Origin of the sequence: Longicatena sp. 210702-DFI.1.196, assembly GCF_020563125.1 — a bacterium.
GTDB lineage: Bacteria > Bacillota_I > Bacilli_A > Erysipelotrichales > Erysipelotrichaceae > Longicatena > Longicatena caecimuris.
Map to the genome: position 1 here is coordinate 19,868 of NZ_JAJCPX010000034.1, position 14,121 is coordinate 33,988.

The window sequence follows — 14,121 nt, forward strand, 5'->3', positions numbered from 1 at the left end:
TCACTTCATTGTTTTGTTTATAAAGATATGAATTCATCCATCCTCTTATTAACCTTTTGATAATTACACAAGTAAGATAAAAGTCTGAGCTTACATCGTGTACCTTCCTATCTTTATGCTGTGATATATAAAGGATGGTGTTTTATTATCAATATGTCCATGGTCATCCATAAAACAAATATGTAAGCAAATTCTCATTATACTCACGATTATGTAAAACTACCACATATCATCTGCTAAAGTAGACCATTGCAATTGAAAGTGAAAACCATTTTGGGTAGTATTTCCATTCAAATCCTCTTCATTAATCGCACAGAATGGTTTTGTTTCTTTTCCATATGTTAAATACACTTCAAGCAGGCTTTGATCAGTAACAGTATTAAAAGGAACCTCTGTATAAATATATACTGTCTTTTCTTCATTTGGTTGTATAATACCATCTTTAGCATTTCCTTCAACATGATAATTTGATACTGGATAATAGTTCTCATCCACCATAAAAACAGAGCCCTCTTTACAATTCAAAAAATTTTTTATATTAATACTGGAATTACTTTGATTGTTCACTTTCGCAATTACACCTAATAATTCGCCATCGTTACTAGGGAAAAGATTTTTACCATTTTCTATTCTGAGATGTCCCCCATGTTCAGTTGCTGTAATATTTATGGTAACATCTTTCATTATTTCAATATTTTTTGCTGTGCTAACTTTTTGAAAAGTAATATAATTTCCCAATTCATTTTTATTTCCCTCAGAGTTATCATTAGCGCAACCTCCAGTAAAACATAAAATAAACACACAAATCAAAATTAGAATACGCTTTTTCATATATATCCGCCTTTCATGTACTTGTGTTATCCTGTTTCAGATACTCCAAAACCACACCCTATTTTAAATAGTGATAGTTTCTATAAATTAATTTTCTTCATCGATAACATCACCAAACTTCTTTATATTCAGCCCTGTATCAAGAACGATTGCTTTCTCCTTGACTCCAAATTCAATAAGTAAATCACCATTCCATTTCATTGTTATCAAAGGCTGCATACCACATTCTAAGTAATGATTAAATAGATCGTTTACTTTCATCCTTTGTATAATTTTAGGCTTAATTACATGAATAAAATGATCTCTTGACATTGCTTTCCAATGAAAAATTTTTTGAAATCTTCATAACATTTTTGACATATCGCCGCATGCGGTTCATCAAGCAGACTATAACCTGCATGCCACGTATCCGGTAAATCACTTATCTCATCGGTACAAAAATCACAATGGTCATGATCATTTAATTGACTTTTTTCTGAATAATTACGCCAATACAATGTTTTACCGTTCAGATATGATTCTTGTCCTTGCAATCTCCAATCATCTTCAAGTAATTGGTTGTTTATGCTTTGCTTCAAATGTTCCATAAAGACCACTTCCCATTCTTACCACTACTACTTTATAATCTCAATGATTTAAGATAATCTACTCCAGGTTAAATAGTGAACAAAGCTTTCTATAGCATCCTAATGTCAAAGTTAAAATTATGCATTTCAAGCGTAGAAATAACGCCAGTTCCATTTCCCATTATAACTCCTCTAGGTGAAATCCCCTCATCCATATCTGGCAATTCAATCACCTTATGAAAAAATTTTAAAATCTTTGACTGTACCAGTCTATCATTTATATTTTTTGATAAAAGATAGAGCATAAGTTTTGAATAAACATAACACGAATCTGTATCATCACCATGATATTTTAACACTAATTGATGATACTCAGATAATAATTCAGGAAAATAATCAAGAAAAAACATATTAAGATCACAATAATCAATTGGTGGAGTATCTATATACCTATATATTTGGTAATCATTCATTTGGAAAACATTTTCAGAATACATTATATGCATATTCTTTACATATTTTTGTACAAACTCTATTTCTACCCTAGTTCTTGTTAGCAAACTATTATGAAAATATTTGATAATGGATTCTGTTCTCCAATTTCTAAAGTTTCTAAGTTCCTGCATCATTGATATCATTTTTAACTCAAGATCTTCATAACGGTATGTTCCTTTTCTCTCTAAATCATATATGATAGGTCTAAGAAAATGATTTAGATTCATGAATTCATATGGATTTGTTCTAGATAAAATCGTTCTATCATCATATCCTTCCATAACATTATTTTCAACATAAAGAGGAAAATACTTTTCAACAATTTTCCATATTTCATAATATGAAGCACCTCTTTGAACCATCATATCACTCCTTATTCATCATTTATTTAGAGCATTTTGCAAATCCTTCCGTATAATTCGGTACCACGAGTATTGATAAGTATGTAATACTTGAAGACTATAAACCATATGTACTATATAATTTATAAAAAGCACATAAGCTTTCCCATACTGTTTAACTTGTGTGCTACTTTCAAGATCTAATTTATGAACAAAAATGTATTTCAAGTTCTTTAGATATAATCATTAAGGTCTGACTATTTTCAGTATTATCACTATCTGAAAAAACGATATTACCATCGTTTAAATTTAGACTAGCTCTTACGATTAAACTATCATATCTTTCATCTATAGGAATTAAATCCATTCTACTTACTTTTTTAAAATGCAACTCTATCAATTTTCCAATTCCATTTACGTATGTGCCTAACTTTACTATTATATTTCTTTCACTAGCAAGAGGATACATACCATCAGATAAAATTGCTGTTCCACTTGTATATTCAATTTGTAATACAACATAATCATGAAAATAGTTCAATTCTTGCATTAAGCGATCAATGTCTTTTTGTGTTTCCACTTTTTCCATCATCATCTTATTTTCACCTCCTAGGACTTACCCACGAATTGGCTTGCCCTTTATGTTTTTTTAACTACTACAAATTTCTAATCCCGCTACTATTCCCTCCATTATTTATACCTATATTCGATACTTTTCCATTTAACTTGTGAACCTCTATAGAAGGTAAAATCCGCCATCCCAAAAAGGTATATTGATTGGATAATACTCCGTAAATATTTCTGCATCAACTAAATTAAGTGAGATATCTTTTTTAAGACAAGATAGTTTATTTAAAATTTCATTTTCATCTCCTAAAACCTCAATTACTCTTATAATCGATTCTTTTTTGGGTTTAAAATAAATAATATAGACCCCTTCAGTTGAATCTTTATCTTCTAATTCATATTCTTCTTGTATTGCATCTTCACGGTCAAACCAGTTATTCTTATCATAATTTTCTATTACTTCATTTAATCTGTCTTTAGAATCAAAGGCACCGATAAGTAAAGTAAAATAGTCATCTACAGAAAATACATTATACCTCAGTAAATAAACTTTCATATCAATCACCTCTCTCTTTTATGAATTTATTTATAAAATAAAATTCACTACCAAGATTGGTATTAACATAATCTACTTTATATTTGCTTTTACATAATTCAAAAATTTTATCTTCATCAATATCATAGGATACAAACCATTTAGGTAATAAATGTCGATTTGTTAAACTATTGTATTCAGTATAAAATCCTTCACACCAATTAATTTTATCTAATGATATTTTTTGAGGATAAAAGCAATCTTTTGTTAGTGAAAAATATAGGTAAGTATTCTGATAATGCTCTATTGCTTTGGCTACCTCACTCTCAGTTGTAAATACTCCTAAAATCATTGTATTTTCGTCCTTATCCAAATCATAACAATGTTGCAGTAATATTAAGTCTTTGCATTTATTAATAAGTCTATCTTCTTCAAAAGATTTATCACTTCCAAATGATTCGCGCTTTATTATTTCATTGAAATCATAATAATAATCGACCTTTAATTTTATAGTATTAAAACCTTCTGTATAATCCTCAAATCCTTCAACATTACTCAATTTATCTATTGCATATTGAACTTTTGAAAAATTACTAAATAGCCCTATATTTTTTTTATCCCCTGCATGATCATGTTCTACTAAAAAGACATTCATATTGTCTCCTTTCTCATACACAATTTATATTCCTACTTGTGTAGTGGTTCCGTCAAAAATTATTACAATTACATTGTGAACCAAGTATTCGCTGCCATTTCGTTTTTTTCATTATTATATAATTCTTACAAAGAATCTCTATATTCGTAAATAAATACTACCTGCTGCTACATCAACGACAACAGCACATGCTTCCGGCTTCTCGTGACGTTAGAGACCATGATCGTGCAGTAAACCACAGCAGCACTAACTTCAAAGACTTGTATCCGGAAAGTTATACTAAAGACTTCCATTGATTGTCCTGTTTTATCAATTAATCAATATGAATTATTACTAGTATATAAGTATTTATTCTAACTCTCTCTCTTTTATACCTCAAACTCTATCAATTTGTTTGATTTAATCAAGTTCTGAATGTAAAAGCTTGCTCTTAAATATACTGAACTAAGTACATCCGGTTCTTCTCCATTATAACCAAATCCCTCTTTCATGTCATTAGTTTTTCCAAAATCATCATATTCTAATTTTTTTCTATGTTTTATAACACCAAAATGGATATTTTACGTGTTTGTACCTATACAATAGGATATGACATTTGCTAAAAGTTAGCTTATCAAATGCGAAACTTTCACTGTCTTTTCAATAAACGTTTTTTAAAGTCCCGAAGTCTTTTCCCGTATCTGCTAGTTACAATAATCACACAAATTAACAGACCACATGCTGCACCCTCGGCAAACTCAGAAAAATTGCTAATAATTGTAATCTGGGCAAGTTCTGTATGTTGTATTAATTGAGCTGTAAACCAAAACACTACTCCTGCTAACAACAACCAGTGAATACCCCTTGTATAACGCTCCGTTTTATTATTTGTATACGCTACTGCTTTTAATACTGTTTCTTCTACTTCCTTATGCATTTTCTCACCTTTCTTTTCTCCATTAAGCAGTTCTCGAAGGTCAATTTCATAATAATCAGATATTTCAATCAGAATATCCAAATCTGGTAAATTATTACCATTTTCCCAACGAGATACTGTTCTGTTTGACACATTTACTATTTCTGCGAATTGTTCTTGTGTAAGTCCTTTTTGCTTTCGGAGTTCCTTTAGAAATTCTCCTATTTTTTGTTGGTTCATAAAAACCTTTTTCTCCTTTCTGCAAAAAGAGTATCATATACGTAGCGTAATAAACACGACACAAAGTGAGAAATGTCATACATATTACTCAATACACTATGCTTGCCCTTGCTTATCTCCTCTTATAATTGCTAATTAATCTATATGTCTTATAGTAACATACTGGTATTATTAATACCATATCAACAAAAAGCAAGCTAAGTCAAAATAAAAAATGACCATGTATATGTTACAATAACTGGCCATTCTCACAACTTTTTTACAACTATTCATAGGATATTTGCTTTTTATATGCGTTTTATACTACCGATATAATGCTCAAAATCCTATATTTAATTGCTGTTTAGCGCTGTATGCTATATACATGATACTTGCACACCATCCTACTTATTCTCCATCTTCGCAAATATCTCATCTATCGTATGTAAAGCCGTTTGCAGACGCATGATATCTTCTTTTTCTAACTGTTTTTCCAACATCTCATTGATATATGTATTCTGCTTGCGAAATGTTTTTAAATGCTCTAACGCTTTATCACTTAAAGATATATATACCGAACGTTTATCATGCTCATTAAATATCCGTTTCACATAATCATACTGTGCTAATTTTACGATCAATTTCGTGACATTTTGTTTGGGCATATGCAATTCTCTAGCGAGCTCACTCATCGTCATCATCTGCTTTTCCTGTAAGGTAAGCAAACAAACATACGTTTCCAAACTCATCTTTTGTAACATATCCTTAAATGGTCGCTCTATTTTGGTATGCCATTTAGGCATCAGTGTATAGATTTCATCAACACAGGCATCTAACTGCTTATTATCTTCCATATGCTTACCTCATTTCATGATTTTTACTTCATTGACAAACATTTATCATCGTGATATTCTTACACATAGTAATACTTTTATTACTATTCGATATAATTTCATTATATCTTAGTTAAGCATAAGAAACAAGTAGCTTTGTGAATATGCTGGAAAGGAAGAAACATGAAAAAATTACATTTTCAACTAAGCGATGACTGGAAAAAGAAGATTCGATTCAGTACTCTCAGCTTCCTGTTTATCATTGCCTATGTGAATATATTTCCTATGCTGTTTGGTGCAGAAAACAATATTGTGGCAGTTATCTTTACGATTTTGATGTCGGCTTCTATGGTAAGAGATCTTACCGGCACCTTATTGCGCCATTTCTTTATTCAGGCGTTTGTGCTCATTTGGATGAGTATCGCTGCCTGTCTTGTAAACATATTACCACCGATGATATCCTTACTCATCAATCTCATCACGCTATTTATTATCCTATACGCATTTACCTATGAATATGCCAATCATCTATATTTCCCTTATATTTTATCCTATTTATTTTTAATTTTTATATCGCCTGTTCCTCCAACATTATTACCACGCAGAATCTTAGCCATGGTCGCCGGTGCGTTTTCCATCATTGCCTATCAATGGATCATGGGAAGGAAAAAAATAAAAAACAATGCGCAAGATATTCTTTGCGATATGATCCATCATATCAAGGAACAAATACAGCTCACTTTATCAGATGATATGCCCAATGACAACTTGAATCATATGCATCATAAGCTCCATGCTTTAAGTAAGATTATTTATGATCGCCGTAAAAAGGTACTTTGCGTATCGGATGCAAGTTTTTCTTTGATTGATGCAGGCCGTGGCTTAGAGCATTTGAATGTATTGATACAGGAACTGGATAGACCTTTACATGATCATGAGCGACTTCTCTTACAACAGATTGATACACAGCTTTCTTCATTTGATTCCTTTATTCAAGGAAGTATCACTGAACTACCAAAACTGGATGTTTGTGATTTTGATGATGACAAAAAGAATCACCTGTTTTATCACATTCTATTATATATTCGTGATCGCTTATTGCATATGAGTGATCCAGATAGTCAAAAGCATTGGCAAAGATCCTCGCTTTCCTTAAAAAACAGGCTGATCACTGCCTGCAATTTTAGTTCTGTGCGTTTTGTTTATGCTTTACGTATTGCTCTTTTATTATCTTTGGCAACGCTGTTTGTACTATGGTTTTCATTACCACATGGGAAATGGCTTCTATTTACACTGGCTTCTGTTTCTCTTCCTTATGCTGATGATGTACCTGTCAAAATGAAGAAGCGTATCTTGGCAACCTTGCTAGGCGGTCTTGCGTCCGTTCTCATATACAGTTTGTTTGCTTCACCAATCAGCCGCATGGCTGCGATGATGTTATCCGGTTACGCTTCTTTCTATTTTCATGACTATGCCGCAACCTTCACCTGTTCTACAATCGGTGCGCTTGGCGGTGCTGTATTTATGTCCGCCTTTGGTTTTCAGGCAAACTTTGATATGTTTATAATCCGATTAGGTTATATACTTGCCGGTGCAATACTTGCCTATATTGCTAACTGTATTATCTTCCCTTACACTCGTTTACAGGCAACCAAAGCACTCTGGCGTCGATATGAAGATGTCACTAATCTATTAATTAGCATTTCAAAAGAAAAAGAACCTGATGCTCAGCTATATTATAGCTGTATCATCCAGGCGCATATGCTGGAAGAAAAACTATCAAAAAATGCAGCTTTAGAAAATTGGGAAAATTTCCCTGAATATATGCGACAATGCCGTATAAAGGTATATCAGGCGCATCGTACACATATAGCCAATCGTAAAGATGCAGCTATCTTTAGACCGGAATTTTTAGTGTGATGCTTTAAAAGAAGCCGAATATTATCGCTATCATATAGGAAGAAGTGTATTGGCAACACGAATCTGGTTTTCTCGTATCAAATTTAATCCTATGCAGGATATAGCAAAGATAGCGTTTTTTTTATGATGAAATAGAAAAAGAGTATGTAACCACCTAATGGATAAGATTACACACTCTTCATCATTTTATAATTTACAGTACTAAGCTTTCCATAGCATTCACAGTCATGTTTTGTTTAAACGCAATGGGTTCACCACCTGGGTTCTGTGTAACAATCAGCATAACACTTACATCAAAACCTTTTGCCTTCAAAGTGTCGAAATCAACATCAACAATTGGTTGACCCATTTTTATTTTCTCCCCTTGTTTCGCTAATACTGTGAATCCTTCACCATTTAATTCAACCGTATCAATACCGATATGTATCAATAATCCCATACCATTTTTCATCTTCACGGCATATGCATGTCCTGTTGGATACATCACTTCTAAAACACCATCAGCTGGAGATAACAGTGTATCTTTCCCTTTTAATGGTTCTAAAGCGATTGTTTGCCCCATCATCTGCTGTGCAAAAACATCATCTTGCACCGTTTCGATTGGAAACAATTTACCGTTCAATGGTGAAACGATTTCTTTACTCTCTTTTTCTTCCCTTTTCTTTCTGAAAAACATATTGATTCCTCACTTTTCATATCTTATATATCTTGACATAAGTAATTATATTAAGAATTCATTTAAATTTAAAGTTATTTTTTAATCGCTTAAATCTTCTCCATTGCTTTGAATAACTTTTTTGAACCAATAAAAACTATCTTTTTTATATCTTTTCAAGGTACCTTTGCCACAATCATCCATATCGACATAAATAAAACCATAACGTTTTTTCATTTCTCCCGTAGATGCAGAAACAATATCAATGCATCCCCACATTGTATAGGCAAGAATATCTACACCATCTTCCACCGCTTTTGCCATTGCCTGAATATGCTGTCTTAAGTAATCAATACGATAGCTATCATGAACGGTATTGTTTTCAAGCTTGTCATTAGCGCCTAAACCATTTTCCACTACCATCAAAGGCACTTTATAACGATTGTATGTTTCATTCAGATAATAGCGAAGTCCTTCCGGATCAATTTGCCAGCCCCATTCGGAAGCCTTTAAATATGGATTTTTGGCAGTTGAGAAAATACTTTTGTTTTTCTCTAAAATTTCTTCATCCGCAGTACCGCAGCCGGACATATAATAAGAGAATGCATAATAATCTACCACACCTTCTTTAAGGATAGCATCATCCTCAGGCAATGTATGTATGGTTGCCTGTAAATCTTTTAAGTAAGACTTAGTAAAAGGTGCATATTCCCCTCTTACCATGACATCACCACAATAATAGTTGGTTCTTTGTTGCACTTCCCACGCCTTCATGACATCTTCCGGTTTGCAAGTGTATGGATAAACGACATTGCTGGCAATCATACAACCAAATTTAAAATTTGGGTTTATCTTGCGCCCTTCAATTACCGTTTTTGCAGAAGCGATAAATTGATGATGCATGCCATTTACAATAAGATTTGCATCATTAGGTGTGATTTTATCCCCTTTGCCAAAAAATAGTTTTTCTTCTTTTGGCATCATACCTAGTGACATGGTAACACCGCCACCCATCAAAGGTGTGTTGATTTCATTAAAGGTTAACCAATAGGTTACCAAATCTTTATATTCCTCCATAATCGTTTTGGTATATGTAACAAAGCAGTCAATTGTTCTTCGATCTTCCCATCCATTCCACTTCTTTGTTAAATGATAAGGAAATTCATAATGTGACATTGTAACTAACGGTTCAATACCATACTTTCTACATAGTTCTAAAACCGAGCGGTAATGATCTAAACCTTTTTGATTAGGCTTTTGATCATCTCCATTTGGAAAAATACGTGTCCAATTGATAGACAGACGATACATCTTAAATCCCATTTCTGCAAAGAGTTTTATATCTTCTTCATATTGATTATAATGATTAACTGCAAAATGAGATGGATAAATCGATCCTTCTTCTATTTCTTTTGTAAATCTTCGTGGGGAATCAACTTTACCGACCGTAAAATGATCGGCACAGGATTCTCCTTTACCATCCTGTTTCCACGCACCTTCACATTGATTTGATGCCGTAGCCCCTCCCCAATAAAAATCTTCTCTAAATACACTCTTTTTCATATAAGTCTCCTTTACTTCACATCAAAGCCTAATTCTTTTAGCTTAACATCATAAGCCTCCATATTTTCACCAAAGGTTAAATATACTCGATGACGGTATGGTATTTTCCCTTCATACCATGTACCAAAAATTTGTGACTGCCCATGCTTTTCCACACGTGGTTTTGGTGTAAATCCTTTGCATCCCCATTTCCCTTCGAAATGAAATTCTTTTCCACAGAATCTAAAGATTGCATCTTTAAATACACATGTACCATCATTAACATATGGTAAATGCTCCCATTCTGCTTCCATTGTGACATGATCAGTTAAAATCGGTTCTTCTCCATCAATATAATAGTAAGCAAAAATCTTTCCTGAAAATTCAAGACTTATCAGCGCCTGTTCTCTGCGTCCATCTTCACGAATTCCCATCATATTCATATAAACATAGCCGAAGTTGTTCGTTATGCCATCAAAGCCATTGATTTCTGTCGGAATAAATAGGCGATCATGTTCACCTAATCCAAAGATTGGTTTACCTTCATATACTCCACTAACCGTAGCAGGACGTATAATCGTTGCGACATGATTGTACATAGATTGATGTTCAAAAATCGTCTTAGGCCATCCTTCTCCTTTTATGGAAAATACGTCTCCTTCCTTTGCGGTAAAATAATCTTCATTAAACTTTAACTGTGAGAATGGTTCTTTTGATTCAAAGCCATACATGCCATCCTCAAATTCGTGATATTCACTTATTTTTGTTCCTGCTTGCGCAATTTCTTCTTCATGATATACCCCTTTTTGTACATCAAGGTATGTATCACCTAATTCTACGATATCGCCAAAACGATATTGATTTTTAATCATATCTGTATGGCGAATATAAAGCATTGGTTTTTGAGTAACATCTCCATTTGGAAATACCATAGCGATAATATCCGCCAAAGATAAGATAGAATGTCCATCATAATCGTTATCGAATACTTCTGGTTTTTTAGTTGCTAAGTCTTTGTTGTTTACATCTTTTATAGTTGCATATAAAGGCTGATCCTTGTGATTTATAAATTCTACTTTTGTCATTTTCTACACCTCATTTATTGTTCATCAAATTTTGCAAAAAAGTTTACACCTAAAGCCGCCATCAAACAGCAACCCAATGCAATAATGGTTCCTGCCACAACATTAAATGTTGATCCAACACTGAAATACGGTACTACGGATAAAATGTTAACAGATGCCATCAATGCACATTTAATATTAAATACAGCTAGCAGTAATCCTCCGATAGCGTTGCATATAACCAATACCAGGATGGATGTTTTAGATTTTAAACAAACTCCATAGAGCGATGGTTCGGTAATACCCGCTACAAAGCCAGATACAAAATATCCCATCGGAATATCTTTATTCTTTTTGAATTTAAACGCTGCGCCCAATGCCATACCATAAATAATAAAGGAAGTAATTACTCCAGCCGGTAAAACAAATGCTTCAAAACCAATTGGAGCAGCAGCTGTAACAGCCGCAACATAGGTAGTTACATGTAAACCAAATAAAATCATAAACGGATTTAATGCCGTATAGATCGTTAAAGCAATGATTCGAATTGGTGCTGCTGCGTTTGCACAATACATAAAGAAATCACTCAACAACTGACTCAAATAAGAACCCAACGGTGCACAGAATACAAACATCACAATAGCCATGATCATGACATTTAGTATTGGTACGATTAATGAAGCTATCATGGTCGGTGTATATTTTGTAAGGAACTTATTTACATATTTAAAGATCCATACACCAATCAGTACCGGTAAAAACTGTTGTGAATAATTGGATACAGGAACATTGATACCAAAGAAACTAATAGACTCTCTCACACCGACAAGAGCCATAAAACTCGGTGTAATAATCATTGCCCCTAAGAAGATACCCCACATAGGATTTACCTTTAACTGCTTTGCCGCTGTATAACCAATATACAGTGGGAAGAAATAGAATAATGCTTCAAAAAAGAAGTTACAGGTAATAAAGAAATCAGATTTATTTGATATTACATTGAACATATCAGGTCCTAGTAAGGTTACTACCGTTTTCCAAATAGATGCACCAATCAATATAGGGATGATAGGAGCGACAGAGTTCATGATATAGGTAATTACGACATCAAATAACCACTTAAAAGAAAATTTACGTTTTTCTTTCACATCATCCAAATTTTCTTTAATTTCATCCTTTTTATCCAATTCTGCCATATTGCATAATTCATCATAAACCAATGACACATTTGGTCCAATGATGACCTGAAAGCTGGTTCCGGCTTTTTTAATACCAAGAACACCATTTACTTTTTTTAATTCTTCTTCATTTACTTTTGTTTGATCTTGCAATTCAAATCTTAGACGGGTAGCGCAATGAAATACAGAAATAATGTTTTCTTTACCGCCTATCTTTTGAAGCACATCTTGTGCTAGTGTTTTATTTTTATCCATATAAATTTTATTTTAATTAGAACATTTTCTAATATTTTCTCCTTTCCTAAAATCATTCATCTATATCCTTTTCTCTTATCTTATTTTTTAAATATTCTATAAGCCGGCCGTAACTATATAGAATTTCTTTTTATCCTCTCCTTTCCTTCATTTTTATATTTAACCATTCATTTTTTCGTAAATATCTGTACGAGATGAATCATTAAATATAATTTTTCTTCATCATTCAATTTATAATTCATACAAGCATCAATATAATTGCTGATTTTTTGAACAACTTGCCAAACTTGTGGATATTTATCCGTTAACGTATTTAAAATGCCATTTTCATTTTGTACATCCAATACAACATGCAATTGTATGTTTTCGATTAAAAATCGTAGGTGCATCACAAAGCGGTTATAATGATAATCATTTGTATTACCAAATGCTATGTTGAAATCACTTGCCACTATGTCACAAATATCTTCAATATAACCAGTCATTTGATATGTCTTATGCATATCATTTGATTTCTCTGCATTTACGATATGCAATGTAATAAAATTGGCTTCATCTTCATCTATTTTATATGGCATTTTTTCATTCAACAACTTCACTGCATGGACTGCTATTTTATATTCATCGGGATATACTCTCGGTAAATCCCATAAAATAGAATTATCAAATGATATATTTTGTTGCAGGCGATCCACTAAATTATTGACATGGTCCAATAATGTTACATATAACGCATCACTTAATTCTGTTTTGGACTTTTCTTTAATCATCGAAGTTACATCAATGCAGGCATCTATCAATTGTTTATCAATCTCTGTAAACATTTGGTTGAATCTTCTGATCAAAGAGATGTCTTCTAAGACAAATCGTTTTTCTATTTTGGTTTCATCTACTTCATCACCGGGTCTTTTTTTATAACCGATAGATAAACCTTTTAACATAATTTCTTGATTTTCAGAAGTACGTATTGACACCATATTGTTGTTGATCACTTTATAGATTTGCATGATATAACCTCCTTTTGCGTACAAAAAAAGCAAGACGGATACAACAAAATATATGTTGTAAACAGGTCTTGCTTAACTTAATAATCACATCACCATCATTACATTTATAAATTACCATAAAAATTTTTATAATGCAATAGCTAATTTAATTTTTCTGTAAGCGCTTATTATTTTTTAGCTATTATATTGGTATTTTTTGTTTTAATTTCTAATTATTGTAAATTATTCAGTGATTAGCATGATCTTTCATACGGCTTATGTATATCTATATAATACTTTTATAACAGTCATTATACTCATACATCTATGCTTCACCACCTTTTTTCACAGGTATTCCCTTTCATACTTTTCATCAAAAAAATCATATAATGATAGCTTGATTAAATTTGTTATTTCCTCTGTATTAAGTGTTTTATCTGCCATACTCATTTTTCTATTATTGTATCTTTTACCATTTGGCAACCTAAGATTTTATTATTTTCTATGGAAACCAGATTAATAATTCTTATAAACTTTATATCTGATTTTTGATTATCCCTATAAATATTACACTTTCAAGCATT

The 14,121-nt window shown here is 32.4% G+C and carries 15 protein-coding genes; 1 reads left to right on the forward strand and 14 read right to left on the reverse strand.

Annotated features, from left to right (window positions below; genetic code table 11):
• Positions 1-219: 219 nt before the first annotated feature.
• From LI241_RS12510 to LI241_RS12545, 9 genes are all read right to left on the reverse strand, one after another.
• Positions 220-831, reverse strand: a complete 612-nt coding sequence (locus tag LI241_RS12510) for a hypothetical protein (protein WP_117547746.1) — start codon at positions 829-831, stop codon at positions 220-222.
• 87 nt (positions 832-918) lie between these two features.
• Complete coding sequence (locus tag LI241_RS15850) at positions 919-1,050, reverse strand: hypothetical protein (protein WP_255616530.1); 132 nt, start codon at positions 1,048-1,050, stop codon at positions 919-921.
• Positions 1,051-1,115: 65 nt separating this feature from the next.
• The gene (locus LI241_RS12515) at positions 1,116-1,418 is read right to left on the reverse strand and encodes a hypothetical protein (RefSeq protein WP_227151336.1); all 303 of its coding nucleotides are present in this window, start codon (positions 1,416-1,418) and stop codon (positions 1,116-1,118) included.
• Positions 1,419-1,507: 89 nt separating this feature from the next.
• A complete protein-coding gene (locus LI241_RS12520) occupies positions 1,508-2,257 on the reverse strand; it encodes a hypothetical protein (RefSeq protein ID WP_227151337.1) in 750 nt (249 codons plus the stop codon).
• Between the two features lie 181 nt (positions 2,258-2,438).
• Complete coding sequence (locus LI241_RS12525; RefSeq protein WP_117547748.1) at positions 2,439-2,828, reverse strand: hypothetical protein; 390 nt, start codon at positions 2,826-2,828, stop codon at positions 2,439-2,441.
• 141 nt (positions 2,829-2,969) lie between these two features.
• Positions 2,970-3,356: a hypothetical protein gene (locus LI241_RS12530; protein WP_117547749.1), complete on the reverse strand. Its 387-nt coding sequence runs from the start codon at positions 3,354-3,356 to the stop codon at positions 2,970-2,972.
• 1 nt (position 3,357) lies between these two features.
• Positions 3,358-3,990 carry a hypothetical protein gene (locus tag LI241_RS12535; RefSeq protein ID WP_008691036.1) on the reverse strand — a complete coding sequence of 211 codons (633 nt, stop codon included), beginning with the start codon at positions 3,988-3,990 and terminating at the stop codon, positions 3,358-3,360.
• A gap of 628 nt (positions 3,991-4,618) precedes the next feature.
• Positions 4,619-5,125 (reverse strand): helix-turn-helix domain-containing protein, encoded by a 507-nt coding sequence (locus LI241_RS12540; RefSeq protein ID WP_117547750.1) that lies wholly within the window; start codon positions 5,123-5,125, stop codon positions 4,619-4,621.
• A 383-nt stretch (positions 5,126-5,508) separates the two neighbouring features.
• Positions 5,509-5,958, reverse strand: a complete 450-nt coding sequence (locus tag LI241_RS12545; protein WP_008691032.1) for a MarR family winged helix-turn-helix transcriptional regulator — start codon at positions 5,956-5,958, stop codon at positions 5,509-5,511.
• Between the two features lie 162 nt (positions 5,959-6,120).
• Here LI241_RS12545 and LI241_RS12550 point away from each other — a divergent pair, with 162 nt between their 5' ends.
• On the forward strand, positions 6,121-7,857 hold the full coding sequence (locus tag LI241_RS12550; RefSeq protein ID WP_117547751.1) for an FUSC family protein: 1,737 nt from the start codon (positions 6,121-6,123) through the stop codon (positions 7,855-7,857).
• Positions 7,858-8,050: 193 nt separating this feature from the next.
• Here the strand turns inward: LI241_RS12550 and LI241_RS12555 are convergent, their stop codons facing one another.
• The 5 genes from LI241_RS12555 to LI241_RS12575 form a co-directional block, all read right to left on the reverse strand.
• Positions 8,051-8,533, reverse strand: coding sequence for a PTS glucose transporter subunit IIA (locus tag LI241_RS12555; protein ID WP_008691030.1), 483 nt, complete (start codon positions 8,531-8,533; stop codon positions 8,051-8,053).
• Positions 8,534-8,614: 81 nt separating this feature from the next.
• Positions 8,615-10,075, reverse strand: a complete 1,461-nt coding sequence (locus LI241_RS12560; RefSeq protein ID WP_117547752.1) for a glycoside hydrolase family 1 protein — start codon at positions 10,073-10,075, stop codon at positions 8,615-8,617.
• 11 nt (positions 10,076-10,086) lie between these two features.
• Positions 10,087-11,139 (reverse strand): hypothetical protein, encoded by a 1,053-nt coding sequence (locus LI241_RS12565; RefSeq protein WP_117547753.1) that lies wholly within the window; start codon positions 11,137-11,139, stop codon positions 10,087-10,089.
• Between the two features lie 14 nt (positions 11,140-11,153).
• Positions 11,154-12,551: a PTS transporter subunit EIIC gene (locus tag LI241_RS12570; protein ID WP_008691027.1), complete on the reverse strand. Its 1,398-nt coding sequence runs from the start codon at positions 12,549-12,551 to the stop codon at positions 11,154-11,156.
• Between the two features lie 167 nt (positions 12,552-12,718).
• Positions 12,719-13,558, reverse strand: coding sequence for a PRD domain-containing protein (locus tag LI241_RS12575; RefSeq protein WP_008691026.1), 840 nt, complete (start codon positions 13,556-13,558; stop codon positions 12,719-12,721).
• Positions 13,559-14,121: the final 563 nt, after the last annotated feature.

Bases quoted from the DNA above. Each gene is read 5' to 3' on its own strand.
- LI241_RS12565 (WP_117547753.1), bottom strand. From the start codon at position 11,139: ATGACAAAAGTAGAATTTATAAATCACAAGGATCAGCCTTTATATGCA.
- LI241_RS12525 (WP_117547748.1), bottom strand. From the start codon at position 2,828: ATGATGATGGAAAAAGTGGAAACACAAAAAGACATTGATCGCTTAATG.
- LI241_RS12545 (WP_008691032.1), bottom strand. From the start codon at position 5,958: ATGGAAGATAATAAGCAGTTAGATGCCTGTGTTGATGAAATCTATACA.
- LI241_RS12520 (WP_227151337.1), bottom strand. From the start codon at position 2,257: ATGATGGTTCAAAGAGGTGCTTCATATTATGAAATATGGAAAATTGTT.
- LI241_RS12535 (WP_008691036.1), bottom strand. From the start codon at position 3,990: ATGAATGTCTTTTTAGTAGAACATGATCATGCAGGGGATAAAAAAAAT.
- LI241_RS12530 (WP_117547749.1), bottom strand. From the start codon at position 3,356: ATGAAAGTTTATTTACTGAGGTATAATGTATTTTCTGTAGATGACTAT.
- LI241_RS15850 (WP_255616530.1), bottom strand. From the start codon at position 1,050: ATGCAGCCTTTGATAACAATGAAATGGAATGGTGATTTACTTATTGAA.
- LI241_RS12550 (WP_117547751.1), top strand. From the start codon at position 6,121: ATGAAAAAATTACATTTTCAACTAAGCGATGACTGGAAAAAGAAGATT.
- LI241_RS12570 (WP_008691027.1), bottom strand. From the start codon at position 12,551: ATGGATAAAAATAAAACACTAGCACAAGATGTGCTTCAAAAGATAGGC.
- LI241_RS12540 (WP_117547750.1), bottom strand. From the start codon at position 5,125: ATGAACCAACAAAAAATAGGAGAATTTCTAAAGGAACTCCGAAAGCAA.
- LI241_RS12560 (WP_117547752.1), bottom strand. From the start codon at position 10,075: ATGAAAAAGAGTGTATTTAGAGAAGATTTTTATTGGGGAGGGGCTACG.
- LI241_RS12555 (WP_008691030.1), bottom strand. From the start codon at position 8,533: ATGTTTTTCAGAAAGAAAAGGGAAGAAAAAGAGAGTAAAGAAATCGTT.
- LI241_RS12515 (WP_227151336.1), bottom strand. From the start codon at position 1,418: ATGGAACATTTGAAGCAAAGCATAAACAACCAATTACTTGAAGATGAT.
- LI241_RS12575 (WP_008691026.1), bottom strand. From the start codon at position 13,558: ATGCAAATCTATAAAGTGATCAACAACAATATGGTGTCAATACGTACT.
- LI241_RS12510 (WP_117547746.1), bottom strand. From the start codon at position 831: ATGAAAAAGCGTATTCTAATTTTGATTTGTGTGTTTATTTTATGTTTT.